This window comes from Stenotrophomonas sp. TWI377, from assembly GCF_039674525.1.
Lineage (GTDB): Bacteria > Pseudomonadota > Gammaproteobacteria > Xanthomonadales > Xanthomonadaceae > Stenotrophomonas.
Window position 1 is genome coordinate 627,467 of sequence record NZ_JBDJNT010000001.1, and the last position, 22,340, is coordinate 649,806.

Annotated in this window: 23 protein-coding genes; 13 read left to right on the top strand and 10 right to left on the bottom strand. The window is 66.6% G+C overall.

Translation table 11 applies throughout. The features are described from left to right. The first annotated feature begins 104 nt into the window (after positions 1-104). The 4 genes from ABE546_RS02695 to ABE546_RS02710 all read left to right on the top strand — a co-directional run bounded on the left by ABE546_RS02695 (position 105) and on the right by ABE546_RS02710 (position 3,822). A complete protein-coding gene (locus tag ABE546_RS02695) occupies positions 105-1,262 on the top strand; it encodes an ATP-binding protein (RefSeq protein ID WP_346462620.1) in 1,158 nt (385 codons plus the stop codon). Beyond that, positions 1,255-1,623, top strand: coding sequence for a response regulator (locus ABE546_RS02700; protein ID WP_121037386.1), 369 nt, complete (start codon positions 1,255-1,257; stop codon positions 1,621-1,623). Before ABE546_RS02695 ends, ABE546_RS02700 begins: the two co-directional genes overlap by 8 nt. Before the next feature lie 140 nt (positions 1,624-1,763). Then, positions 1,764-3,518 (top strand): EAL domain-containing protein, encoded by a 1,755-nt coding sequence (locus tag ABE546_RS02705; RefSeq protein ID WP_313211130.1) that lies wholly within the window; start codon positions 1,764-1,766, stop codon positions 3,516-3,518. Positions 3,519-3,582: 64 nt separating this feature from the next. After that, entirely contained in the window at positions 3,583-3,822 is a 240-nt protein-coding gene (locus ABE546_RS02710; protein ID WP_313211129.1) for a DUF1653 domain-containing protein, read from the top strand. A 38-nt stretch (positions 3,823-3,860) separates the two neighbouring features. Here ABE546_RS02710 and ABE546_RS02715 read toward each other — a convergent pair whose 3' ends face one another. Further along, a complete protein-coding gene (locus ABE546_RS02715; protein WP_346462621.1) occupies positions 3,861-4,856 on the bottom strand; it encodes a GAF domain-containing protein in 996 nt (331 codons plus the stop codon). A 160-nt stretch (positions 4,857-5,016) separates the two neighbouring features. On the opposite strand from ABE546_RS02715, the gene ABE546_RS02720 reads away from it, so the two are divergent. The 3 genes from ABE546_RS02720 (at position 5,017) to ABE546_RS02730 (ending at position 9,504) form a co-directional block, all read left to right on the top strand. Then, positions 5,017-5,235, top strand: coding sequence for a hypothetical protein (locus ABE546_RS02720; protein ID WP_313211127.1), 219 nt, complete (start codon positions 5,017-5,019; stop codon positions 5,233-5,235). A 163-nt stretch (positions 5,236-5,398) separates the two neighbouring features. Then, complete coding sequence (locus tag ABE546_RS02725; RefSeq protein ID WP_313211126.1) at positions 5,399-6,613, top strand: MFS transporter; 1,215 nt, start codon at positions 5,399-5,401, stop codon at positions 6,611-6,613. A gap of 146 nt (positions 6,614-6,759) precedes the next feature. Next, complete coding sequence (locus ABE546_RS02730; RefSeq protein ID WP_346462622.1) at positions 6,760-9,504, top strand: UvrD-helicase domain-containing protein; 2,745 nt, start codon at positions 6,760-6,762, stop codon at positions 9,502-9,504. An 18-nt stretch (positions 9,505-9,522) separates the two neighbouring features. Here the strand turns inward: ABE546_RS02730 and ABE546_RS02735 are convergent, their stop codons facing one another. From ABE546_RS02735 to ABE546_RS02775, 9 genes are all read right to left on the bottom strand, one after another. Next, entirely contained in the window at positions 9,523-10,311 is a 789-nt protein-coding gene (locus tag ABE546_RS02735) for a CHAD domain-containing protein (RefSeq protein WP_346462623.1), read from the bottom strand. Between the two features lie 55 nt (positions 10,312-10,366). Continuing rightward, positions 10,367-12,310 carry a response regulator gene (locus tag ABE546_RS02740; protein ID WP_346462624.1) on the bottom strand — a complete coding sequence of 648 codons (1,944 nt, stop codon included), beginning with the start codon at positions 12,308-12,310 and terminating at the stop codon, positions 10,367-10,369. Further along, on the bottom strand, positions 12,297-13,157 hold the full coding sequence (locus tag ABE546_RS02745) for an ATP-binding protein (protein WP_313218699.1): 861 nt from the start codon (positions 13,155-13,157) through the stop codon (positions 12,297-12,299). Before ABE546_RS02745 ends, ABE546_RS02740 begins: the two co-directional genes overlap by 14 nt. Then, positions 13,154-14,170, bottom strand: coding sequence for an ATP-binding protein (locus tag ABE546_RS02750; protein ID WP_346462625.1), 1,017 nt, complete (start codon positions 14,168-14,170; stop codon positions 13,154-13,156). The genes ABE546_RS02745 and ABE546_RS02750 overlap by 4 nt, the downstream gene beginning before the upstream one ends. Further along, a complete protein-coding gene (locus ABE546_RS02755) occupies positions 14,161-14,562 on the bottom strand; it encodes an anti-sigma regulatory factor (protein ID WP_346462626.1) in 402 nt (133 codons plus the stop codon). Before ABE546_RS02755 ends, ABE546_RS02750 begins: the two co-directional genes overlap by 10 nt. Further along, entirely contained in the window at positions 14,559-14,930 is a 372-nt protein-coding gene (locus ABE546_RS02760; protein ID WP_019184175.1) for an STAS domain-containing protein, read from the bottom strand. Before ABE546_RS02760 ends, ABE546_RS02755 begins: the two co-directional genes overlap by 4 nt. A 1-nt stretch (position 14,931) precedes the next feature. After that, positions 14,932-15,792, bottom strand: a complete 861-nt coding sequence (locus ABE546_RS02765; protein WP_313212650.1) for an STAS domain-containing protein — start codon at positions 15,790-15,792, stop codon at positions 14,932-14,934. A 355-nt stretch (positions 15,793-16,147) separates the two neighbouring features. After that, positions 16,148-17,185, bottom strand: a complete 1,038-nt coding sequence (locus ABE546_RS02770) for a hypothetical protein (protein WP_313212651.1) — start codon at positions 17,183-17,185, stop codon at positions 16,148-16,150. Between the two features lie 116 nt (positions 17,186-17,301). Beyond that, on the bottom strand, positions 17,302-17,934 hold the full coding sequence (locus ABE546_RS02775; protein WP_346462627.1) for a hypothetical protein: 633 nt from the start codon (positions 17,932-17,934) through the stop codon (positions 17,302-17,304). Between the two features lie 65 nt (positions 17,935-17,999). Between ABE546_RS02775 and ABE546_RS02780 the strand changes: the two genes are divergently transcribed. From ABE546_RS02780 to ABE546_RS02805, 6 genes are all read left to right on the top strand, one after another. Then, a complete protein-coding gene (locus ABE546_RS02780) occupies positions 18,000-18,287 on the top strand; it encodes a hypothetical protein (protein WP_313212653.1) in 288 nt (95 codons plus the stop codon). Continuing rightward, a complete protein-coding gene (locus ABE546_RS02785) occupies positions 18,284-19,633 on the top strand; it encodes a TlpA disulfide reductase family protein (RefSeq protein WP_313212654.1) in 1,350 nt (449 codons plus the stop codon). The genes ABE546_RS02780 and ABE546_RS02785 overlap by 4 nt, the downstream gene beginning before the upstream one ends. A 116-nt stretch (positions 19,634-19,749) precedes the next feature. Continuing rightward, the gene (locus ABE546_RS02790; protein WP_346462628.1) at positions 19,750-20,331 is read left to right on the top strand and encodes a YceI family protein; all 582 of its coding nucleotides are present in this window, start codon (positions 19,750-19,752) and stop codon (positions 20,329-20,331) included. Further along, complete coding sequence (locus ABE546_RS02795) at positions 20,328-20,777, top strand: protein-disulfide reductase DsbD domain-containing protein (protein ID WP_346462629.1); 450 nt, start codon at positions 20,328-20,330, stop codon at positions 20,775-20,777. The genes ABE546_RS02790 and ABE546_RS02795 overlap by 4 nt, the downstream gene beginning before the upstream one ends. Positions 20,778-20,790: 13 nt before the next feature. Continuing rightward, positions 20,791-21,792 carry a cytochrome c peroxidase gene (locus ABE546_RS02800; RefSeq protein ID WP_346462630.1) on the top strand — a complete coding sequence of 334 codons (1,002 nt, stop codon included), beginning with the start codon at positions 20,791-20,793 and terminating at the stop codon, positions 21,790-21,792. Then, complete coding sequence (locus ABE546_RS02805; protein ID WP_346462631.1) at positions 21,789-22,325, top strand: TlpA disulfide reductase family protein; 537 nt, start codon at positions 21,789-21,791, stop codon at positions 22,323-22,325. Before ABE546_RS02800 ends, ABE546_RS02805 begins: the two co-directional genes overlap by 4 nt. The last annotated feature ends 15 nt before the right edge of the window (positions 22,326-22,340 follow it).

The following is a 22,340-nucleotide window of genomic DNA, read 5'->3' on the forward strand; positions in this document are numbered from 1 at the left end:
GTGTTAAGCGCCGGAAGTCAGCGTGTTTGCCGCACGTTCTTGACACTTTCTTCACATCGTCGCCCCTACGGTTCGGTCCCTTATCGGGGGAGTCGATAACCGTCGTGGTCCAGGCCGTATCCAGCGTTGCACCGCTCGCCGACGAAAGCCGGCAGCTGAAGCTGTTGATCGACAACGTGAGCGATCACGCGATCTATCTGCTCGATACGCAGGGCAGTATCTGCAGCTGGAACCGTGGCTGCGAACGGGTCAAGGGCTATGCCGCCGAGGCCGTCATCGGCAAGCACGTCAGCCTGTTCTATACCCCCGAAGACCAGCAGCTGGGCGTCCCGGAGCAGGCGCTGGCGCACGCCCGGGACCATGGCCGCTTCGTCGGTGAAGGGTGGCGGGTGCGCTGCAATGGCGAGCGGTTCCGCGCCGGCGAGGTGATCGAGCCTGTCCGCGAAGACGGCTGCCTGCTCGGTTTCGTCAAGGTCACCCAGGATGTCACCGAACGCTACCAGGCCCAGCGCCTGCTGCAGGATGCGCAGCGCGCGCACGTGCAGCAGCGCCAACTGGACAATGTCGGCCGGCTGACCCGCGGCCTGGCCCATGAATTCAACAACCTGCTGACCACCATCGGCAACGCCCTGGACCTGATCGCCCTGCGCCCCGGCGCCGACGGGCGCACCCAGGCGCTGGTGGACCTGGCCCATGCCGCCGCCGACCGCGGCTCGCTGCTGACCCGCCAACTACTGGCGTTCTCGGCTGATCAGACGCTGGTGCGCGAGCCGGTCCTGGTACAGGATTTCCTGCTCGATGCCCTGCCCGTACTGCGCCGCGCCTGCCCGGCGGGCATCGAGGTGCAGCTGGATCTGACCTCGGATCTGCCCCCGATCGTCACCGATGGCGTACAGTTGCACAGCGCCGTGTTGAATCTGGTGCTCAATAGTGGCGAAGCGATGCCCCAAGGCGGCACGGTCACGATCACGGCCGAGGTCGAACAGCGGCTGGCGCCGGATCTGTCCCAGCCCATGCGCCGCCACTATGTCGCCATCGCGGTGACCGATCAGGGCAATGGCATGCCCCCGGACATCGCCGAGCGCGCCAGCGAGCCGTTCTTCACCACCAAGGAAATCGGCAAAGGCAGCGGACTGGGGCTGAGCCAGGTGTTCGGCTTCGTTTCCCAGTGCGACGGCTTCGTCGACGTACAAACCGCCCCCGGACGCGGGACCACCGTCCGTCTGTTGTTACCTGTCATTGAGGAAGTCGAGCATGTCTGAGCCCCTACGCGTATTGATGGTCGAAGACCAGCAGGACCTGCGTGAACTGATCGGCCAGGCGCTGCAGGACTTCGGCATTGAAATCCACACCGCCGACGACGGCCCGGCCGCGCTGCGGCTGATGCAGGACCCGGGCGGTTTCGATGTGGTGTTCAGCGATATCAGCATGCCCAACGGCATGAGTGGGGTTGAGTTGAGCGAGCATGTGGCCGATGTGCTACCCAATGCGCGCATCATCCTGGCCTCCGGTTACGCCCGCTCGCAGCTGCCGCCGCTGCCCGAACATGTCGAATTCCTGCCCAAACCGTATCGTCTGCGCCAGCTGGTGACGTTGCTGCAGTCACCGGTCGCGCCCTGCTGAGCGAGCGCACTGCCGCCAGCGTGAACGCTTCATCCGCGCCGCTCGTGCTTCACATCGGTTCTGCATTCCACTGGGGATAGTAGTGGTGTAGTCGGAACAGGGTGCGGTAGATGCTGGACAGAAGTGATGATGTAGATCGGATGGCGTTGATCGAAGCGCTCAACGTGATGGACCCTGCGTTGGGTACTGCGCTGGACCCGATCACCGAACTGGCGGCGTTTACCTTCGGCGTTCCAATTGCGCTGGTGTCCATCTTCGATGCCGAGCACCAGCACATCATCTCGCGCGTCGGGCTGACGCTCACCCGCAACGAACGGCACGCATCGATCTGCGCATGGGCGTTGGGCGCCAGCGCCGTGCTGCAGGTGACGGACCTGCGCCTGGATGCGCGTTTTGCCGACAATGCCCTGGTGACCGGCCCGCAGCAGCTGCGCTTCTACGCTGGTGCCCCGCTGATCACCAAGGCCGGCATCGCACTCGGCACGCTGTGCATCATGGGCCGTGAGCCCCGTCAGTTGTCGGCCGAAGAACAGCTGCAGCTGCAGACGCTGTCACGGGTGGTGGTCGCGCAGATGGAGCTGAAGATGTCGCTGGGCCGGCGCGAGCAGATCAGCGGCCTGCCCAACCGGCAGCAGTTCCAGGCCGACCTCAATGCCCTGTCCCGCCGTGGCCAGTCGCATGCATTCACCGCAGTGCTGCTGGATGTATTCGATCTGCAAAGTGCCAACGAGGCCGGCCAGGCGCTGGGCATGAAGCCGGTGGAAACCTTGCTGCGCCAAGCGGCGCTGCGGGTGCAGGACGTGCTGCGCGATATCGCACAGGTCTATCACGTGGGCGTGACCCGCTTCGCCTTCCTGCTGCCGGACCACTCGCACCACCAGACCGAGGCACTGCTTGAGCGCCTGCGCATCCGTATGCGCCGGCCGCTGATGGCCGGCCGCATTCCGATGTCGCCGCAGTTCCACGCCGGTGTATGCGACTTCCGCCCCGTCCCGGGCCAGACCGCGGATCTGGTCCGCAAATGCCTGGTCGCCATGCACCACGCGATCCAGACCGATGCCTGCCTGTGCTGGTACTCGCAGGAACGCGACGATGCCCTTCGCCGGCGTTACCGCTTGGCCTCCGACGCCGGGCGCGGGCTGGCCCAGCACCAGTTCAGCCTGGTGTACCAACCACGCTTCGATCTGCTCGACGGGCTGCCGGTATCGGCCGAGGCACTGCTGCGCTGGACCCACCCGATGCTGGGTCCGGTCAGCCCCGGCGAATTCATCCCGGTGCTCGAGCGCACCGCGCTGATGCCGGCGATCAGCCGCTGGGTCATCGATCACGCCCTGGCCCAGGCCGCGCAATGGCAGGAGCGCGTGCCCGGCTTCAGCCTCTCCATCAATCTTTCGCCACGCGACTTCGATGATCAATGCGTATGGAGCGTCCTGTCGGAGCGACTGCACGCGTACGGTCTCGCCCCCGGCGTGATCGAAATCGAAATCACCGAAGGCCAATGGCTCAACCATCATCCTGCGGCGTTGCCGCAGTTGCGCGACATGGCGGCTGCCGGCGTGCGCATCGCGATTGACGACTTCGGCAGCGGCTACAGCAATTTCGGTTACCTCAGCGAGGTGCCGATCAGCCACATCAAGATCGACCAGACGCTGGTCACCGGGCTGGCGCGCTCGCGCACCGCGCGGCTCAAGGTGGAGGCCATCATCAAGCTCGCGCGGCAGCTCGGGTATCGCACGGTAGCCGAAGGCGTGGAGAACGAAGCCGAGCTCTCGCTGTTGCGGCTGTGGGGCTGCGACGAAGCACAGGGCTATCACCTCGCGCGGCCCATGCACCCTGACGCGGTGCTGCAGCTGGTCAGTGCCTGCCGCGCCGGTCCGTTGCCGGATGCCGGCTGAGACCCCGCGACGCCATCGGCAGCCCGGGCGATAATGGCCAGCCCGCCTGCCTCGCTGCCAGACCATGACCGATCTCACCCCGCTGCCCGCCCTGCCGCTCGGCCATTACCGCCATTTCAAAGGCGGCAACTACGAAGTGATCGGCGTTGTCCGCCACAGCGAAACGCTGGCGCCGATGGTGCTGTACCGGCCGCTGGATTCGGAGATCGGGCTGTGGGTGCGTCCGTTCGAGATGTTCGTCGCGCAGGTGGAGGTGGACGGGCAGTGGCGTGCGCGTTTTGCGCGGGTCGAGGTAGACGGCTGAGGGGACAAAGACCTGCGCAGCGCTGCCCAGCGGCGCGATCAGCCCAGGACTGCCCCTCGCGCGTCCACCAGCTCACGCAACCGCGCGGTCACCGTGCGGAACTGCTCCGGCAGCATCGCCGCCTCCAGTGCGTCGACCTGACCGGACAGCACCGACAGTGCATCACTCATGCTGGCCACCTTCTGGCCCGCCTCGGCGGATGCCTCCGGCACCTCCAGCTGCGCGCCGATGACGCCGGCCAGGATCTCGAATGCCTTCACCGTGGCGGTATCGAGCCTGGAGGGATTCGGATCCAGCGCGCACAGGGTGCCGTGGAACCCGCCATCGCGGCGGAACATCGGAACCGAGATGTAACTCTCGAACCCGTACAACGCCGGCGTGGGGTGGCTGGAAAATACCGGGTGGGTGCTGGCCTGATCGAACTGCACCAGATGGCGATGCTCACGGATTTCATCGCAGATGGTGGTTTCCAGCACCAGGTCTTCGCCCGGCCGCAGACCAAAATCGAGGCCGTCATGGACGGCGCATGCCGTCCATCGATCCGCCGTGACGCGTGCCACGGCGACGAAACGCATGCCGGTCATCGCACTGGCCAGTTCCAGCATGCCCGGCACGGCAGGCATCGCCAGCAACGCCGCGACATCGTCCAGACGTGGATCCGCCGAGATCGCAGGATCCGCCAGGGGCGCCGCGCCGGGACCGTCGTCGTCGAGCGGGTTCTCCATCGCGGCCAAGCGGCGATCCAGCACCTTCGCGTTGATCTCGTTGAAGAGACCGCGCACCGACGCGGACAACGCGCGCGGGTCCTTGATGGCGCCCACGAAATGGATGCCCTGCCCGACCAGCCGGATCTGCTCGACGCCGTGATCCAGGCGCAGCGATGGCCACGCCAGACGGTGCAGGATGCGCATCCAGTCACTGGGGGGCGTGCCATCCACAAGCGCGGTGACGATCACGCGTGACGCGCCAGCCCCATCCTGCAGACCGGGCAGATCAAAGCCGATGAGCGCTGGAAAGCCCGTACTGATAGACATCACAACCCCTATGGCCACATGGCGCAGCCATCGACAGGTGGTGGCTTTGAAGGCAAATTGTCGCACGAATGAGCGAGACTGGCCTTGACCGAAGCCGCCCGAACGGTGCAGCGGCCATCATGCGCGCACGGACATCTCTGCCACTGACAAAGGAATGCACATGCTGGACGGTTTCTCGCTGTTGATTGGCCTCGGCTGGGCGCTGTTCGGGCTGCTGTGGATCTTCGTTCCCTTCGCCATCTTCGGCATCAAGGGGTTGCTGCGGGAGATCCTGGCCGAACAGAAGCGGACCAACGAGATTCTCAGCCGTGCGCATGGGGTCAGCCCCCCGCTGGACACGCCGGAGGGACTGCCGTTCAGGCCCGAGCGCTATCCGTGAAGACGCGACAACAGCCCATCAGCACGGGCGTCCCGGGCTCACCCGGATGCCCTTGCCGCAGGTGCGCAGTGTCCCGCGGATCCAGCGTTCTACCCAAGGGCCTGATTAATGTTGCGCCGCAGCAGTACAATGCCGCGCTCCCCCGATCGACGCCGCCGCCTGCATGAGCTCCTCCTCCGTCCCTCTGGCCGCCCGGCTCTCGCCGCGCGAGCGCACTCTGATTCTGCTGGCCTTGTCGCTGGGCGGCTTCGCCATCGGCACCAGCGAGTTCGCCAGCATGGGGCTGATGCTTGAGATCAGCCGTGGTCTGTCCATCAGCGAAACACAGGTCGGCCACCTGATCAGTGCCTACGCCGTCGGCGTGGTGGTCGGCGCACCAGTACTGGCCTTTGCCGGTGCCGGCTTCGCTCGCCGCAACCTGCTGCTGGCGCTGATGGGGTTCTATGCCATCGGCAACCTGGCCAGCGCGCTGGCGCCGAACTACGGCACGATGTTGCTGGCCCGCTTCGTCGCCGGTCTGCCGCATGGCGCGTATTTCGGCGTGGCAATGCTGGTGGCCGCCGCGATCAGTCCCCCGGCCCAGCGCGGCGCGGCGGTCTCGAAGGTGCTGCTCGGCCTGTCCGTTGCCATCCTGGTCGGCAACCCACTGACCACCTGGCTCGGCCAGCAGCTCAGCTGGCGCACTGCTTTCGCGGTGGTCAGTGTGTTGGCGATTGCCACCGTGGCCATGATCGCGCGCTTCCTGCTGCCCGATCCGGATGAAGTCCGCACCTCGCCGATGCGCGAGCTGCGCGCCTTCAACCGCACCCAGGTGTGGCTGGCGCTGGCGATCGGTTCGGTCGGTTTTGCCGGCATGTTCTGCGTGTTCACCTACCTCGCCCCGACCCTGGTGCAGGTCACCGGCCTGGCCGAATCGTGGATGCCGCTGGCGGTGGGCATTTTCGGCATCGGCGCGATCATCGGCAACGTGGCCGGGGGCTGGCTGGTGGACCGCTTCCAGTTCCGCGCCGCGGCCGTGGTGCTGGTCTGGTCGATCCTGGTGCTGCTCGCCTTCCCGCTGGCCGCGCAGTCGGTGTGGAGCGTGTTCCCGATGATCATTGCCGTCGGCACCATGGGCGCCCTGGCGGCCGTACTGCAGACCCGCCTGATGGATGTGGCGGGCGAAGCGCAGACGCTGGCGGCCGCCTCCAACCACGCGGCGTTCAACACCGCCAACGCACTGGGGCCGTGGTTCGGCGGCATGGCGATCGGCGCCGGCTTCAGCCCGGCGGTGACCGGTTACGTGGGCGCCGCCACCGCGCTGGGCGGCCTGCTGCTCTGGGGCGTGGCGATGCTGGTGGATCGCCGCTCGCGCAGCGTGCCGGTGCTGCAGCAGTAAGCGCACCGCCAGCCCCGTCGGCCAATTCAACTCCCTGCCCAGGCAGGGATTTTTTTTGGTTTCCCCTATCATGGGCATCCGATCAAACCGCGCCACCCGTGCTGTTCCGGCCACGGCCGCAACGATGGCCGCACCTGGATACACCGATGACGTACGAATGGGCCCCGAGCGACTGGGGTCAACGCCTCACGCGATCACCGCACTGGCGCCTGCGCCTGGAAGGCGACCAGCTTGTGCTGACCGTGGACGGCCGCCCCTGCCCCGCGCCGCTGGAGGCACTGCAGGTGCACCCGCGCCTGCCGTGGGCACGGCTTACCCTGCACCGCGACGGGCAGGCCCCGCTGACGCTCGGCGGCCTGAACGCCGCTTCGGCTCGACAGTTGGCCTCCACCTTGGCCGAGCTGCGCAGTGAACAGCGCCAGCGCGACCATGTCGCCCTGTTCCAGCAGGCCTACGCCGCGATCGAGCGCTGGCTTGGCCAGGTGCAGACCGCCACCGAACGGGCCGACGAGGAAGCGCTGTGGCTGACCCACGAGCAACAACAGGCGCTGCTGCAGGCGCGCCCCGCCCTGCCACTGGAGGAAGAGGCGCTGTGGGCGGTGTTCGACAACGCCGCGCTGCGCAGCCAACTCGAGGGTGATCCCGCTGCGATCGAAGCAACCTTGATGCTGTGGCTGGCCGACTGGCCAGCGATGTGGGCACGCCGCAATGAGGCCCATCAGGCGCGCGAGCGGATGGCCAGCCGTGCGTTGCTGGATCACGTGGAAAGCCGCCCGCTCACCGATGAGCAGGCCCGGGCAGTGATCTGCTTCGACAACCGCGTCCAGGTGGTGGCCGCCGCGGGTTCGGGCAAGACCTCGACGATGGTGGCCAAGGCGGCGTACGCGATCGAACGCGGCCTCGTCGCGCCAGAGCGCATCGTCATGCTCGCCTTCAACAAGGAGGCCGCCACGGAACTGCAGACACGCGCCGATCGCGCGTTCCATCGCATTGGCCTGGGCGAGGTCCGGGTGGAGGCGCGTACTTTCCACGCGCTGGGCCGGCACATCATCGCCCAGGCCACGGGGCGGATGCCGCAGGTGCCGGAGTGGGCCGTGGATGCCACGCAGGGCTTTCACCGGCTGGCCGAGATCATCGACCAGCTCAAGGACCGCTCTCTCCATTTCCGTACCCAGTGGGACCTGTTCCGGCTGGTGTTCGGTCGTGATCTGCCCGTCACCGGCGGGCCGCTGGATGCCGAGGAATGGGACAAGGATGGGCAGGGCTACGTGCGTACGCTGCAGGGTGAGCGCGTGCGCAGCATCGAAGAATGCGTGATCGCGGACTGGCTGTTCTACAACGGCGTGGACTATGCGTACGCCCGGCGGCACGCCTTCGATGCCGGCACGGACGAGTACCGCCAGTACCGGCCGGATTTCTGCTACCCGGGCATCGGGCTGAACCACGACCACCTCGCCCCGGATGGACACGGCCCGTCGCCAGCGCCGCCGGATGGCCACCCGCGCTCCCACGGCGCCGAGCGGATCGAGACCTCCTCGCACGAACTGCGCACGGGCGAACTGTTCCTGCGGCTGGGCGATGCACTGTCACAGCGCGGTCTCGAGCTCGACCCGAATCCCGACCGCGAACTGCCCGAGGGCGGCGCGACACCGATGCCGGATACCGACCTGATCGGCCTGGTCCGGACCTTCATCAGCCACGCCAAGAGCAACGGCCTGCACGTGCAGGACATGGTCGAGCGGCTGCGCGGGCTGCCGGACGATCACTTCAAACACCGTTACCGCCTGTTCCTCGAGCTCATCATTCCGATCCTGGACGGCTGGGACGATGCGCTGGTCGCGGAAGGTGGGATCGACTTCGAGGACATGCTCAACCAGGCTGCCGAGCACCTGGAACAGGGTCGCTGTGTCGCGCCGTTCGACCTGGTGATGGCCGACGAATTCCAGGATGCCTCGCGCGCCCGGGCGCGTCTGTGCCGCGCGCTGGTGCAGGCGCCGGGCAAACATCTGTTCGCGGTCGGTGACGACTGGCAGTCGATCAACCGGTTCGCCGGCGCGGACGTCTCGGTGATGACCGGCTTCCTGGATTGGTTCGGCCCGGGCCAGGTGCTCAAGCTTGAACAGACGTTCCGCTGCCCGCAGGCGCTGTGCGATGTCTCCAGTGCGTTCGTGTCACGCAATCCAACGCAGATACCCAAGCAGGTCCACTCGCTCACCCCGGCGTATGGCGCGGTGCTGCAGGCCTTCCAAGTGGCCTCGCGCGACCGGTTGGCCGGCGCGGTCGAGCAGTACCTCGAACGACTGCACCAGCAGCTGCTGACCGGCCAGGTACCCCCAGGCCGGGACGGCAAGGTCACCGTCTTCGTGCTGGGCCGCTACAACGCCGAGCGCGCGATGCTTCCGGCCAGCTGGAACGCGCGTTACGGGCAGCACATGCAGGTCAGCTTCCTCACCGCACACCGGTCCAAGGGCATGGAAGCGGACTACGTGATCCTGCCCGGCATGCTGGATCGCCGCTTCCCCAACGCGCGCGCGGATGACCCCGTACTGGCGCTGGCGATGCCCGACGGCGATGCGTACCCGCTCGGTGAGGAACGCCGGTTGTTTTACGTCGCGCTGACGCGCGCGCGCCGTTCGGTGGCGATGTTCACCGTGCAGGGCCGACGTTCGGCGTTCCTGACCGAACTGGTCAACGACGGCGCGGTACGCGTGACCTCGATGGCCGGAGACACGATCCACGAGCAGGCCTGTCCCGCCTGCAAGGTGGGGGTGATCGTGCCGCGCACCGGGCCGTATGGCGCGTTCCAGTCATGCTCGGCGTATCCACGCTGCGAGTACAAGCCGCCGAAGGCAGGGGGCCATGCCGGCGTGCGTACGGTCGCGGGGGCCTGAGGGATACGCTTGCCTTGCTCAGCCGAGCGCAGCGGCCAGTGCGGCATCGATCTGCGCAAGCAAGCCACGCCGTTCCGGTACGCCCGGCATCACCCGCACCAGGTTGCGGACCATCCGCAGGTCCTGTTGCCTGCCAAGCTGATCACCCAGCGCATGCAGCGCGCGCGCCTGGTGGCCCGGCCCTTTCCGTTTGATCGAGGCCGCAAGCGCACTGTCCAGCGCGGGCATCGCCTCCAGCTGCATCCGCAGGCGACGCACTCTGCGCCGCCAGCGATGCAGGTCCTGCGGATCTCCGGTGCGGGCAGCGCGCTTCTCCGCCTTGGCAGTACGGCGTTCACTGCGGGCCAGACCCCTGCGGAGATCGCGCCCGCTCAGCGCGTCCCATGGCTGCGCCTGGAGTTCGCCGGCGATACGCAGCAGCGCCGCGTGACGACGCGCAAACGCCGGGTCGCGCGCCAGCGCCCGGGCGAGCACTACGTCGCGCCGCGCCATCAACCGCCTGCACACCTCCGTCCACGGCGGGGCGGGCTGCTGCGCGGCGAGGTGCTGGCAGGTCTCCACCACCACATGGGCATCGCGCAAGGCCGACAACCCTTGCCCGAGCCGGCGCAGGCTCGCGTCGGTCCGGCCGGTCTCAAGGTCGCTGCTCTCCAGCACGGCGAGCAGCGCGCGAAGGCGGCGGATCGTCTTGCGCGCCCGATGCACGGCATCGTGGACATCGGGCTGAAGCGCCAGCGCAGCGGCGATGGCCCTGCACTCACGGTCTGCCAGTGCGCGGGCGGCAGGGCCGATGGCGGGTGGCGACATGGCGGTTTCCCCCGGAGGCGTCGGGGGATTGTACCCATGCCGGCGGTCCGCCAGCTCAGCCCGGGTTGAACATCTGCCGCACGCCCCGAAGCAGCTCGTTCACGCTGAACGGCTTGGGCAGCAATGACATGCCCTGCCCCAGGAATTCATTGCGGACGGCTGCACTCTCCGTGTAACCGGTGACGAACAGCACCGGCAAATGCGGGCGCAACACCCGAGCCGCATCGGCAAGCTCACGGCCGTTCATGCCCGGCAGACCCACATCGGACAGCAGCAGGTCCAGGTCACGGTCCGAATGCAGTTCCAACAGGGCCTGCTGTGCGTTGATGGCTTCCACGACCTGGTAACCGGCCTCGACCAGCATCTCCCGGACCATCATGCGTACCGAATCGGTATCGTCGACCAGCAGAATCCGCTCGGCGCTGCCACGGGTCAGCTGTGCGGGTGCCAATGTGTCGTGGGCCGCAGACTGGAGCTGCCCCTCGGGCAGCAGCAGCTCGATCTCGGTGCCCTCGCCACGTTCGCTGGCAATGCGCGCACTGCCACCGGACTGCCGCGCGAACCCGTAGGTCATCGACAACCCCAGCCCGGTGCCCTCGCCCTGCGGCTTGGTGGTGAAGAAGGGCTCGAATACCTTGGTCAACAGCTCCGCGGGTATGCCGACGCCATTGTCGAGCACCGTCACGGTGATGTAGTGGCCAGGCGCCAGCTCATGGTCGCGCTCGATCCGGGCACGCCCGGCGCGGATGCGGATCAGCCCCTGGCCCGCCAGTGCATCGCGGGCGTTGATGACCAGGTTGAGGATCACGTTCTCGAACTGGTTCGGGTCGGCGACCGCGATCAGGGGTTCAACGCCCAGTTCCAGCTCGAGTTCGATGTTCTCACCGATCGATCGCTGCAGCATGTCTTCCAGCGAGCGCACCCGCGCGACCACATCGAAGGTCTGCGGATCGAGCGGCTGCTTGCGGGCAAACGCCAGCATGCGCTGGGTCAGCGCAGCGGCACGGTGTGCCGAGCCCGTGGCGATCTCGACGTAGCGCGAAGCTTTGTCCCATTTACCGCTGGAGGCGGCGATCTCGATCATGTCCAGCCCGGAGATGATCGTGGTCAGCAGGTTGTTGAAATCGTGCGCGATGCCGCCGGTGAGCTGGCCCAGCGCGTCCATCTTCTGCGCCTGCATCAACTCGATCTCGGTGCGCTCGCGCTCGGCGATCTGGAACGCCAGTTCGGACGTGGCGCTTTCCAGTTCCTGGCGCTGCTCGTTGGCGCGCGCATGGTGTTCGGTGGTGTCTTCGATCAGCACCAGGCCCTGCCCGGCGGCCTGGTACGGGGTCACCCGCCATTCGGTCATGCGCAGGACCCCGCCGACCCGAAGGCTGAAGGTACCCCGCCAGCGCTCGCCTTCGGCCAACGCCACTTTCAATGCACTGAGCGGGGCGAGCTGATCCTGCAGCAGCTGATCGAGTTGGCCTGGTCCTGCCTGCTGACCCAGCAGACGGGTAAAGGCATCGTTGGCATCATGGGCGTTGAGCGACGCATCCAATACCGCGATCGGGGCATTGATGTGACGGAAGATTTCGCGGAACCGCGCCTCGGTATCGCGCAGGGCTTCCTCGGCACGACGGGCGCGCAGCAGGCTGCGCAGCGTCGCCAACAACACATCCGGATCGACCGGATGGATCAGATAGGCATCGGCGCCGGCGTTGAGGCCAGTGATCATGTCACCGGTCGCGATGGATGCGGCCGAGACGTGCACCACGGGAAGCAACTGCAGCCGCGCGTCCTCACGCAACTGGCGCACCACATCGAAGCCGCTCATGTCCGGCAGATTCACATCCAGCACCAGCGCGCCGAAATCATGCTCGGCCAGGCGCGCGAGCCCCTCACCGCCGGTGCCCGCTTCCTCGACATGGAACCCGTGGTGCTCGAGTACGCGGCGCACCGCGTAGCGGGTCGCCACATTGTCATCCACCACCAGGATGCGATCAGGGCTGGGCATGCGTGGCCTCCGTGGCCAGTGTCAGCGGCAGTACGACATAGAAGTCCGAGCCTTTACCGACGTCACTCTCGACCCCGACATGCCCACCCAGCAGCTCGGCAAATCGCTTGCACAGGGACAAACCAAGACCGGTTCCGCGCAGGCGCTTCTGCAGCGGGGTATCCACCTGCACGAAATCCTCGAACAGGGTCGACTGGAGTTCGGCGGGGATACCGATGCCGGTATCGCGCACGCTGAAGCGCACGGCGTTCTCACCTTCCAGCCGGGTTGATACCACCACCTGGCCATTGGGCGTGAACTTCAATGCGTTGGAAATGAAATTGCGCAGGATCTGCGCCAGCTTCTTGTCGTCGGTATAGAGCAGCGGCATGACCGGCGGGTCTTCGAATACCAGGTCCACCTGGTTGCCCTCCACCAGCGGGCGGAACATGCCACGCAGCGCAGAGAACAGGTCCATCAGGTCGAACCAGGCCGGTGAAATGGTGATGCGCCCCGCCTCGATCTTGGCCAGATCCAACAGGTCGTCCACCATCTCGCGCAGTTCACTGGTCGAGGCGCTGATGAAACGCACCTGCCGGCGCTGCTCCTCGGTCAGCGGGCCATCCATGCCGTCCTCCAACAGCCGCGTCATGCTCAGGATCGAGCCCAGTGGCGTGCGGAACTCATGGCTCATGTAGGACAGGAACCGACTCTTCAGCTCGGACACCTCGCGCAGCTGCTCGGCCTGCTCGTCCAGCTCGGCATACAAGGCGAGCACCCCCTGATTGGTTTCATCCAACTCAGCGCGCAGCGCATCGGCTTCCAGGCGCAGCCGTTGCAGCTCCTGATCATCGGGTGAAGCGCTCAATGCAGATCTCCAAGACGCAGGGCAACAATGCCGGCGTCATCCCGGCCACGATCGAAATCACGCTGCAGCACCGCCACGATCAATGCCGGGTGGCGGTGCAGCAGACCGGGGTAGTCACGCAGGCTCCAGCGTGCCTGCAGGCCATCACTATGCATGACCAGCAGCGTGCCTGCGGCCGCGTGAAAATGGAATGGTTGTGCCTTGCGGTACTGCACGCCCACGATACCCGGGTGTGACGCCAACCCACGCGAACCGGTGGGCTCGCACAGGCTCGCGGCGATATTGCCGATACCGGCAAACTCCACCTGCAGGGAGGCCACGTCCACGCAGGCAACGGCCGCTGCACCGCCCCGGGTGCCGGACATGCCCGCGTGCAGGACGCCGATCAACGCCGGTGCGCCGGCCGCGGCCGTGTGCGCGACCGCCTCCACGCCGGCCCGCGAGGCATCGGCGGCGGGAAGTCCATGGCCGAGTCCATCGATCACGGTCACCGCCACGGTCTGTCCGTCGGCGCGGATATGCCAGGCATCGCCGCAGGCCAGCTCGTGCCGCATCGGAATGCGCAGCGCACCGTAGGCCACATCGATATCGCGTGGCGCACGACTGGCGTAGATCCGCGCCACCACCACCGCTCCCTTGGCATCGGACCAGGCATCCAGCACGGTGGCCTGGCGCTGGATCGCACCCAGCCCCAACCCCTGGGTGCCCCCGGTCGAGTAGCCGTCTGGAAGACACTCGGCCAGGGAAAAGCCCGGACCGGTGTCCACGGTGCACAGCTCCACGCCGTTACCGCCGCGGCCACAGACCACGGACAGGTACATGCGTCCGCCGCGCCCATGCTTGAGCACGTTGGTCGCCATCTCCGTGGCCACCAACGCCGCGCGGCCGGCGTCCATTTCATCCAGGCCGACATGATCGGCCAGCGCCAGCGCTTCGCGCCGGGCCTGTCCGACCTGGGAGGTTTCTTCGACCAGCACGACCCGCGTTACCTGGCCGGCGAAGTTCAGCTCCATTTGGTGATCGTGATGCGGGTGCCCTGCCCCGGCGCACTCTCCAGTTCAAATTCATCCACCAGGCGACGCGAACCGGACAGCCCCAGGCCCATGCCCGAGCCGGATGACCAGCCATCGGTCAGGGCCTGCGCGACATCGGGGATGCCGGGCCCGCTATCGGCGAAGACCAGCCGGACGCCTTTGCGCAGGCCTTTCTCCACGACCTCCCAGTCCATGGTCCCGCCGCCGCCGTAGATCACGGCGTTGCGGGCCAACTCGCTGGCGGCCGTGACCAGCTTGGTCTGGTCGATCAGACGCAGCTTGCATGCCACGCAGATCTGGCGTGCGGCCTGGCGGGCCAGCACGACGTCCTGCTCGATGCGGATCGGCAGCGAACCACTGGACGCACTCATGAGGCAGCTTCGTCTTCGTCGGTACGCTGCAGCAGCTTCATGCCACGCTCCACATTGAGCGCGGTGCGCACGCCACTGAGCGTAAGCCCCAGCTCCACCAGCGTGATTGCCACGGCCGGCTGCATGCCCACCACCACGGTGGTGGCGTCCATGATCCGGGCCAGCGACGAAATGGTGGCGATCATGCGGCCGATGAACGAATCGACGATATCCAGTGCGGAAATGTCGATCAGCACACCGCGCGCGGAGGTGCTGCGGATCTTCTCGGTGAGGTCGTCCTGCAGCGTCAGCGCCAGCTGGTCATGCATGTCCACCTGGATCGTCACCAGCAGCAGATCGCCCATCTGCAGGATCGGGATGCGCTCCATCTCAGCGGGCGGTCCGGGTGACGGTCTGGCCGGTGCGCTTGAGCGCCAGCGCCAGTGCGTCGGCCAGATTGGCCTTGGTCACGATGCCCTGCAGGTCCAGCCCGAGGTGCACGATGGTCTGGGCGATCTGCGGCCGCACGCCGCTGATGATCGCATCGGCGCCCATCAGGCGGATGGCGGTGACAGTCTTCAGCAGATGCTGGGCCACCAGCGTATCCACGGTCGGCACGCCGGTGATATCGATGATGGCGATTTCAGAACCGGTATCCACGATGCGCTGCAGCAGCGACTCCATCACCACCTGGGTGCGCTGCGAATCCAACGTGCCGATCATCGGCAGCGCCAGCACACCGTCCCACAGCTTCACCACGGGCGTGGACAGCTCAAGCATTTCTTCCTGCTGGCGCTGGATCACGTCTTCGCGAGTTTTCTGGAACACGCTGACCGTGTGCAGCCCGAGCTGATCGATCAGCTCGGAGATCGCCCACAGCTGGTCGCCCAGGTGCGCCGGGTCATTGGCATACCCCTGCTGGATCACGTCGAACAGCGGTCGCTTCAGCGAGAAGATGAAGCTGGCGGTCTCCGCGGAATTGAATCCCTTCAGGACGCGCTCGCGCGACAGTTCCTCCAGGAAACGCCGGATATCCTGCCACTCTGCCCGCGCGACGGCACTCACGTCGGTGGCCGACAGCGCATCCAGGAACAGGCGCCAGAACTCGCGGACCTGGACATCCAGCTCGCGGGAGGAAAGGCGGCCGTCCTGCGCCTGGCTGGTACCGGCCAGATTGCCGGCCCATGCGGCGAGCACAGGCTCCTGGTGGCTGCGGATGAGATCGATCGTGCGCTGCTGCAAAGCCGCCATGGAGAGGGTCCTGGAAAAAGGGGGGATACGGGGGTGACGCGCGACCCATCTCCGATATGAATGGGGGCCGCAATGGTGAAAGCTTAAATGAATTCAGGAAGATTGGGCACGAAGGCCGATGCCCGCAACGTGAAGGTTTTCTCCACCTCCCTGACTCGTTCAGACAGCCACGCCGCAGCGAGCGCCCAGCGCCTCTACACCATCGGGTCCCTACAACGCATCAGGCCGCCCGAAGGCGGCCTGATGGGTGAGCGGTCAGCGCAGCAGCGCGAACAACAGCAGCAGCGGAATCGGAATCCCGAGCATCCACAGCAGAATGTACTTCATGGTGTTTCCTCCCTTGAGGTGGTCAGGATCACAGGTCGCGGCGACGGCCGCCCCAGGTGGCACTCAGGCTGGCGATGAACGCACCGATGAGCAGCGTGATGAACAGCCACAACGCGGCGTAGGCGGTTGCCTTGCGGGCATCGTCAGCCGCCTGCTTGGCCTGCACCTTGGCGTTGTCCAGCGCCGCACGCAGGCGGGTCTGCACATCGGTGACGCGGGCCTGTGCTTCGGCCTGGCTCATGCCGGTCTGCGCCGCCACCAGCTGCCCCAGATACTGGGTGTCGGCCGGGTCCATGGTGTCGGACTTCAGGCTGTTGAGGATGATGCGGTTGACCTCGGTACGCACTTCACGGCTGTCCGGACGACGGTCGGCACCCGGCATCGGGCGCGGCGGCGGCGGTGCACCGTTGGCGACCGGTGCCGGTGCCGACGCGTCGGCCGGGCCGGCCGGCGGCGCGGGCTGCGCAGCGGTCGGGTTGGCACGGAAGAGTGAATCCACCCAGTACTGCACGTCACCCTGGTCGCTGCCCATCGCAGCCGAGCCTGCACCGGCGGCAGCGATACCGCCTGCCGTCGAGGCGGCGGCACCGGCAGTGGCGCCGGCAACCTTGGCACCGGCGCCCAGGATGCCGCCGATGGCCGAGGTCAGCAATGCGGCAGTGAGCAACGTGGCCACCGCCCAGGAGACGAACCCATGCGCGGTGTCGCGGAAGTAGGTCTCATCCCCGTGGATGTTGCTCCACTTCGTGCGCAGGCGGCCAGCCAGATAGCCACCCAGACCGGACGCGGCGATGGCGGTAAAGGTCAGCCACGCGATGCTGGACCAGCCAAACGTTTCTGCCGTCACGCCTTCAAACGACCACGGCGACACCGACGACAGGCCCAGGCCCACGCCGAGAATCACCAGAATCAGTGACAGCGCAGCGGCGGCAATGGCACCGGCCAGAATCGCGCCCCATGACACCGCGCTATCGCGCGGCAGGTCCACCACGGGCGGTGGGGTGACCACGGCGACGGTCGCCGCAGCGACGGGTTCGGGGTGGGCGTAATCGCCTCGGGTATTCATAGCGTATGGCACTCCTTTTCATGCGCTGCGGATGCAGCTCGCATCGGCAGGCTGCGCTTGAGCTCGTGAAATACGCGAGACGCTGAAAACAAGACCGTGTGGACGCGTTGCCCGGCTCAGACCCGTCGGCCGAGCAGCATGAACATCCCGAACAGCCCACCGAGCGCGCCAACGATCGCCAGCTCGATGGATGGCTCACGCAAGCGCAGCGCCATGACAATGCACACCGCTCCAAGCGCCATGATCACCGCACCGATGGCAGCGGCACGCGCGGAGCCGTAGAAGTGCGTGCGGCGGATCGGCTTACTCAGTGCCGGCTGTTTCCGCTGCCAGGCATCCAACGCCTGCTGGAACTCGCGCAGCAAGCGCTCCCGGCTCTGCAGATCGGCAGCGCTGACCATCAGCGTCGCCCGGCCGGGACGCACCAGCTTCAGATAATCATCGGTGCCCCAGCTGGAGAGCGCATCGAATGGCACCGCGTCGCGGCGCGAGAACATCAGTCCGTCGGGCATGATCATGACCTCGTTGCGGGTAGGGAATCCCTGGAAGGCCAGCAACGGCGGAATCACCAGGCACGCCATGGCGACCACGATCGCGACGCCTACCGGCCCACGATTGAGCACGATGAACATGAAACTGCCGGCAGCAAGTACGAATGCCAGCGGCACCGCCAACTGGTGCCAACGGGTGTAGACCGACACCTGGATACCTTCCCTGGGCTTCACGATGACTTGCTCCTCTATCGGCACGCGGCGGCGGTGCTACTCGGCCTGCCTGCGGCATTGCGCCCGGCCAGTGGGCGCTTCAGGCCGCCATGGTCTTCGATGTGGCGGGCGGCGGCAAATACGCAACCCGGCAGCACCGGCGCGTGCTGATATCAAAACGGTTATCAGCCTGCCATCGTCGCGCCGCTGAATATGCTGATGAACATGCGTACCAAGCGGCGATGAACTTTTACGACATTCACGTGGCAATAATCCAGTCACGCCAGGGATGGCACGTGACCGGCCAGGGATGGCCTTTCAGCGGATGCAGTGGAACGGGGGCTGCATCGCCGGCGACTTGGCGCGACCAAGGGGATTATCTGGAAGCACTCTCATGACACTGGCATTATCCGGTCGCGTCGTCGCGACCCTGTTGTTCGCTACAAGCCTGGCCTTCGCCCTGCCTGCCGCGGCCGCCGCCAAAGCACCGTTTCCTGCCGAAGGCGTGTGGCGTGGCGAATTCACCATCGATGGCGACCCCATCCCCTTCAACTTCGAAGTAAAGGGCAAGCGCGCGCAGGACGCGACCTTCACCCTGCTCAACGGCACGCGCACGGACAAATTCAAGGTCACCCCGCGCGATGACGGGACATTTTCGGTGCGGATGAACACCTACGATGCCGTCCTGGAAGGCAAGGTCTCCGAGGATGGCAGACACCTCGTTGGCCAGTACAAGGACCTGGTGCCCAGCCGCAACGGGGCGCGCAACCTTGCCTTCACCGCCGAACAGGGCGCGGCATGGCGCTTCGTCAAGCCAGGCCAGGACGAGGCGCCCGCGGCGGACCTCAGCGGCAAGTGGGCCGTGCAGACCATCGACAAGGCGGCCCGCCAGGACAAGCGCAACCAGGTGGCCCTGCTCAAGCAGGAAGGAAACCGCCTCTCCGGCGTGTTCATGACCGTCGTTGGCGACACCCGCGAGCTGGAAGGCACCGTACAGGGCAACCGCTTCTATCTGTCCGGCTTCAGCGGGCCGAGCCCGTTGCTGATCCGCGGCACGATCGATGAGGACGGCAACATCCAGGGCGCGTTCGGCAGCGGCATTTACAACGTGGTCAAGTTCGAGGCCGAGAAGAGCGACAAGGTGGAGCTGCCCGATCCGTACAAGCTCACCTTCCTCAAGGATGGCCAGGATCGCATTGATTTCAGCTTCCCCGATCTGCAGGGCAAGCCGGTCACGCTTCAGGACGACAAGTACCGCGGCAAGGTGGTGATCGTTGAAGTGATCGGCACCTGGTGCCCCAACTGCACCGACCAGACCTACTTCCTGGCGCCGTGGTTCAAGCAGAACCAGCACCGTGGGGTGGAAGCGGTGGCCGTCGCCTTCGAGCAGGAAGACAACTTCGATTATTTCCAGAAGACCCTGACCACCTTCAAGGATTATTTCGACATCCGTTACGACATCGTGTTCGGCGGTATCGCCGACAAGAAAGTGGCCACCGAGAAACTCAAGGGGCTCAATTACATGGCCGCCTTCCCGACCACGATCATCATCGGCCGCGACGGCAAGGTCCGCGAGATCTATACCGGCTACACCGGCACGGTCACCGGTGAGTATCACCAGGACTACGTGACCCGCTTCAACAGCCTGCTTGATGGGCTGATCGCCGAACCGGATCCGTACGCGGCCAGCGCCGCTGCTCCCGCCGCCCCGGCGACGACCACATCACTGGCGATCGCCCCGTAACCCGCTGCAGCGGCCAGCGCGTCTGGCCGTTGCTCACCCGCTCCTGCGCTGCCTGCCCGGCACGGTCTCTTCGTGATGCCGCGGGCGGCTGCGCGCCACTGCCCAGAGAACCTCACATGCGTACTGCCCTCCTGTTGGCCCTGTTCACCGCGGCCGCCGTGCCCGCCGTGGCGACCGCCGCACCGGTGACCTATCAGCTCGACCCCACCCACACCGATGTGCTGTTCACCTGGAACCACAACGGCTTCTCCTTCCCGACCGGCCGCGCGGCGATCAGCAGCGGCACGCTCATCTACGATGCGGCCAAGCCCGCTGCGTCGCAGGTGCAGGTGGAGCTGCCGCTGGCCGAGCTGGCCACCCACGTCCCGAAACTGGACGAGATCGTCAAGGGCGACAAGCTGTTCGATGTCGCCAAGCACCCGCAGGCCAGCTTCCGCAGTACCTCGGTCGTGCCGCAAGGCACCGGCCGCCTGAAAATCACCGGTGATCTGACGCTGCATGGGGTGACCCGTCCGGTCGTACTCGACGCCACCCTCAACAAGGTGGGTGAGCATCCCAGCCGCAAGGTGCCCACGATCGGCTTCAACGCCACCGCCGTCATCCGCCGCAGCGAGTTCGGCCTGACCGGGTTCCTGCCCAATATCGCCGACGAGGTGCAGCTGCGCATCACCACCGAGGGCCAGGGGGCGAAGGAGTGAGTCGCAGCCTTTCCCCGTGGGTTGCCGCGTTGCTGCTCATCCCGTTCGGCGCGGCCGCCGCCGACACCCCGAAAGTCGCACTCGATCCGCGCGTGGAAGCGCGCCCCGACGGCACCCGTGAGCTGGTGATCGACGCCCGCATCGAACCGGGTTGGATTCTGTATGCCTCCGATTTCGAGCAACCGCAGATCGGCCCGCGGGCGGCGCGGGTGACCCTGGCCGGTGGCGAACAGGCGCAGGGACCGCTGCACTCGGTCGCGCCGCGCGAAGGGCACGGCCGCAGTTTCGCCGGCGAGTATCGCTATACCTACTTCAGCGAACGCGGTCAGCTGCGCCTGCCGGTCGCCGCCGGCACCGGACCGGTAAACGGCACCCTGCGTGCCCAGGTGTGCTTCGAAGAGAGTGGGCTGTGCGAGCTGGTCCAGCAGGAGATCGCCGCGCGTTGAGCGCGGCGCCACCATGCCCCGCCCTGTCCGCTCCCTTGCCCTGCTGGCCGCGCTGATCGGCGTTGCGGTACTGGCGCCGGTGTTCTCCGCCGATGCCCCGACCTACGACGGCGATCTCTCCGACAACCCACGCGCCCAGCTGGGCCGCCAGTTGTTCTTCGATCCCATCCTGTCGCGCGACCGCACGGTGTCGTGCGCCAGCTGCCACCAGCCCGCCCGCGCATTCGCCGATGACCGTGCGCTCAGCCTGGGCGTGGAGGGCCGTGTGGGCACCCGCAATACCCCCAGCGTGATGAACAGTGCCGGGCGGACCCGCTTCTTCTGGGATGGCCGCAGCGAAACCCTGGAAGAGCAGGCCCTGGCGCCGATCGCCAATCCGCTGGAAATGGATCTGCCGGTGGATCAGGCAGTGGCCCGGCTGCTTGCAGACCCGGCGTGGGTCGCGCGCTTCCAGGCGACCTACAATGCCGCACCCAGCCCGCGGACGCTGGGCCGGGCGCTCGGCGCCTACCAGAAGACCCTCAATACCGTGGACAGTCCCTACGACCGCTATGCGCTCGGCCAGGAAGACGCGATCAGCGACGCGGCCAAGCGCGGCCGCCTGCTGTTCATCACCAAGGCCCAGTGCGTGAGCTGCCACGCCGGCGAGGATTTCACCTCGGACCGTTTCAAGAACATCGGCATCTACAACGGCCGCGAGTTCAATGACGAAGGCCGCGGCGGCATCACCGGCGATCCCACGCAGAAGGGCGAGTTCAAGGTACCCGGCCTGCGCAACGTCGCACTGACCGCGCCGTACATGCACAACGGCATGTTCAAGACCCTGCGCGAGGTGATCGTGTACTACGACGACCCCGGCAAGGTGATCCCCGATTCGATCGGCCGTGATGCACAGCTGCGCGATCCGCTGCACCTGACCGAAGCGGAGATCGACGATATCGAACAGTTCCTGCACACCCTGACCGATGACCGCTTCGCGTCGCGTGCGACGTCTTCGACGGCCTCCCCTCCATGACTTCTCCTGCTTCGCATCTGCCGGCGCTGCTGGCCACCGCACTGATGCTCGCGCTGCCCCTGGCATCGCACGCCGCCCCGCCAACACCCGCCGCCCCTGCCGGCCAGGCGGCACCTGCCCTGCACTGGACCGATCTGGACGGCGCCCCGGCGGCGCTGGCGCAATGGCGCGGCCGCCCGGTGCTGCTCAATTACTGGGCCAGCTGGTGCGGGCCCTGCCTGAAGGAGCTGCCGGACCTGCAGCATTTCTCGCAGGCGCAGGCACCGCTGCCGAACGGCGTGCAGGTGGTCGGCATCGCACTGGACGACATCGAGGCTGCCAACGCCCTGCGCGACCAGCTTCAGCTCACCTATCCCCAACTGGTGGAGAGCGACGGCCCCCCCGGTACCGCCGCCTCGTTCGGCAACCGCATCGGCACGCTGCCCTTCTCGGTGTTGATCGATGCGCAGGGCACGGTGCTGCAGGTCCACAACGGACCGCTGCATCCGGCCGATCTCGAGCGCTGGGCCGCTGCCGCGAGGGGCGCGCCGTGATCCACGCCCGGCGCA